Here is a 2,320-nt window from a genome sequence, read left to right as displayed (position 1 = left end):
GCGCACGGCGTAGGCGCCGCGTTCGCGGAGGCCGAGCCAGCCATTCCCTTCGGCGTCTGCGTTGCGGCCGACGCGGCGGATATCCGGCGCGCTGTCTGAGGGGGTGTCCAGCTCATAGATGCCGCCGCCGGTCAGCTCGGCCAGGGGGCTCAGCACTTCCGGTGTGGCTTCGAGGGCGGCGTATTCGCGCGGGTTGACCGGGCCGTTCAGCGTCACCGCTTCCAGCCCGCCAGAGCGCGCGCGGAACAGGCCGAGCCGGTCGATCGGGGCTTCGGCGGCAAATTCGCCGGGGCCGATTTCCTGCCAGACCGGCGCCATCATCTGGCCGTCCGGCGTCTCGATGGTCAGCGGCGGGGCATTGTCAGACAGGGTGCGCAGCGTCGCGCGGACCGTGTCGCCCTGGGCTTCGAGGCGCAGCTGGCGCTCTTCAAGCTCGGGCTCCTTCATCAGCCAGTGGACCATGCGGCGGATCAGCTCTGCGAACGGGCCGCCGCCATCATGCCCGCGCGCCCAGAGCCAGATCTGGCCTGAGAGAAGCTGCGCCACGCGGCCCTCGCCGACGCGGTCAACCACCAGCAGCGGATCACCATTGGTCGCGGTCATCAGCACGTCGCCCGCCTCGGCGCTCGCCCCGATATAGCGCACCCAGCTGCCCCAGCTGCGCCCGTCGAGCGCCTGGGTGATGGTGTGGCGCTTGCCGATGTCAGAGAGGGCGGGGGTAAACTCGCCGACCTCGATCGTGCTGGTCGGCAGGGCAGGGAGAACGCCGGCAAGCGGGGTATTGGCGAGGCTGGCGGGGCCTGCGAAATCCTCCCCCGCGGCGATCATCAGCGCGCCGCCATCGGCGACATAGCGCGCCATATTGGCGAGGTAGGACATGGTGATGACGGTGCGCCGCTCATACTGGTCGAAGATGATGAGGTCGAACTGGTCGAGCTTTTCCTCGAACAGCTCATCGGTCGGGAAGGCGATCAGCGCCATCTCCTCGAGGGGGGTAATGTCCTGCTTGAAGGGCGGGCGCAGGATGGTGAAGTGAACGAGATCGACCGACGGGTCGGATTTCAGAAGGTCGCGCCAGACACGGCCGGCGGCATTGGGCTTGCCTGTGATGAGGAGGACGCGCAGCCGGTCGCGCACGCCTGAGAGGGTGGCGGCGGTGCGATTGTTGGCGAGGGTCAGCTCCTCCTCGCCGGGCGGGGTCTCGACGACGACGATATTATCGCCCCGCCGCTCAATCTCGATGGGCAGCGGCGTGTCCTCGCCGGTCTCGACGGTAATGCGCTGCGGCAGGCCGCCATTCACGGAGACCGAGACGGACGCTTCGCTGGAGGCCGGATCATCGACGCGCACGACGAATTGCGCCTCCTCGCCGACAATGCCGAAATCGGGCGACTGAATGAGCGTGATGCGCCGGTCGCTTGAGTCCGGGTCGCCTGTGATGAGCGCGTGGATGGGGCCGAGCTGGGAAAGCCGGGCCATGTCTTCGGGCACGTCATGGACCTGCCCGTCGGTGACGAGAATGGCGCCGGCGATCCGGTCGCGCGGCACGTCCGCCATCAGGCCATCCAGGGCAGAGATAAGCTCGGTGCCGTCGGCGTCCGGGTCTGATTCCAGGAAGCGCAGCTCGATGGAGGCATCCTCCCCGATCTCTTCGCGCAGCTGGTCTATCGCGGCATTGGCAATCTCGGTGCGCGCGCCAAAGCTCATACTCTCGGACCGGTCGACAATCAGCGCGGCGACAGAGGGCAGCGGCTCGCGCTCCTCGCGGACATAGGCCGGGTTGGCGAGCGCCAGCGAGATCGCAGCGAGCGCGGCAAAGCGGGTGATCCAGGCTGGTCCGCGCCATCTGACATAGGCAATCAAAGCCAGCGTGCAGAGCGCCAGCAGCGCCCAAAGCACCGGCCAGCCAAGCAGCGGGTCGAAACTGATCCGTCCGGCTTCGGTCAACGCGGGCCTCCATCCTGGATGGAGGGGATGTCCTCCATGTCGAAATCCTGCTCGCCCTCATCGCCCTGTCCGAGGCGTTCGAGCAGGGCGGGCAGGTGGACCTGGTCTTCCTTATAATTGCCGGTGAGGACGTACATGACGAGGTTGATGCCGAAGCGGCGGGCCATTTCGCGCTGCTCATCGCCGCCATCGACGCTGTAGACCGGCCGGCCGCGCTCATCGATGGCCCATGCGGCGAGATAGTCCGCATCACCGATGATCAGGCGCGAGACGCCATCGCCGCGCCGCTCTGTCTTCTCGCCAACCCCTGAATTCTCGATCCAGAGGCGGCGATTTTGATAGCGGCCCGGGAAGCCGTCGAGCAGGTAGAAGC

The 2,320-nt window shown here is 67.2% G+C and carries 2 protein-coding genes; both read right to left on the bottom strand.

Annotated features, from left to right (window positions below; all coding sequences use genetic code 11):
• A partial coding sequence (locus tag WA989_RS17155; RefSeq protein ID WP_424341698.1) for a DUF7408 domain-containing protein occupies positions 1-1,947 on the bottom strand: 1,947 nt, incomplete at its 3' end.
• A partial coding sequence (locus tag WA989_RS17150; RefSeq protein WP_424341697.1) for a DUF4159 domain-containing protein occupies positions 1,944-2,320 on the bottom strand: 377 nt, incomplete at its 5' end. The genes WA989_RS17155 and WA989_RS17150, both read right to left, overlap by 4 nt.

The organism is Henriciella sp., from assembly GCF_049649345.1.
In the GTDB taxonomy this organism is placed as follows: Bacteria; Pseudomonadota; Alphaproteobacteria; order Caulobacterales; family Hyphomonadaceae; genus Henriciella.
This window is presented reverse-complemented; position numbering and strand designations above follow the sequence as displayed.